The 777-nt window shown below is 21.0% G+C and carries 1 protein-coding gene; it reads left to right on the top strand.

The window, feature by feature from the left end; genetic code table 11:
• Nucleotides 1–212: 212 nt before the first annotated feature.
• Nucleotides 213–485 carry an SVM family protein gene (locus RI01_RS03895; protein ID WP_017193074.1) on the top strand — a complete coding sequence of 91 codons (273 nt, stop codon included), beginning with the start codon at nucleotides 213–215 and terminating at the stop codon, nucleotides 483–485.
• Nucleotides 486–777: the final 292 nt, after the last annotated feature.

Below are 777 nucleotides of genomic sequence, written 5' to 3'. Positions count from 1 at the left end.
GCTAGAAATAATAACTCTTCTGAAGAAGTTATTAACAATCTTGTGAGGCAAAATATTGAATTAAGTAGTCGTATCGCTGCTCAACAAATTATTCTTCACAACGCTATGCCTCAACAAAACAATCAAAATCAACGAAACAATCCTATAAGACGTTAAATAATAATTTAAAATATATTTTATTGTTATTATCAATATAAAAGGAGATTTAATTGATGTTTAAATTAAAAACAAATTTATTATTATTGAATATATTTGTATTGATTTTATTAGGATTATTATTCATCACTAATAATTATCAAGTTATGGGAATGGGTAATAAAAATAGTAATAATAATGAAATTTCTAACGATGAAGAATATGTTTTGTATATAAATGCAGAATTTTCAATACAAAACGAATTGGTAAATTTCAAAATTAATGACGAAAAAAAAGATGAACTCTTGAAAAAAACAAAAATGTATTACAAAAGCAATCAACAAATATAATAAAAGAAAAAATAATAATCAATTATCAACAACTTATGATGATCAACCAGAAAGTTCTCGAAGAAATATAAGTTCAAAAATAGAGAAAGAAATTGATTTATCAGATGATAGTCTTCAATTTATCAATTTAATAAAAAACAATTCTAATACAAATTCAATTGATAAACCAGAAAGTTCTAAAAAGAACGATTATAAAAAATAAAAGGAGATTTAATTAATGTTTAAAATTAAAAATAATTTATTATTATTGAATGAGTTTATTGTATTTGCTTTCTTAGGATTTTTTTTAATT

The sequence above is a fragment of the Italian clover phyllody phytoplasma str. MA1 genome, assembly GCF_000300695.1.
Taxonomy (GTDB): Bacteria; Bacillota_I; Bacilli_A; order Acholeplasmatales; family Acholeplasmataceae; genus Phytoplasma.
Note: the sequence above shows the minus strand (reverse complement) of the source record. Positions and strands in the feature narration are given on the sequence as shown.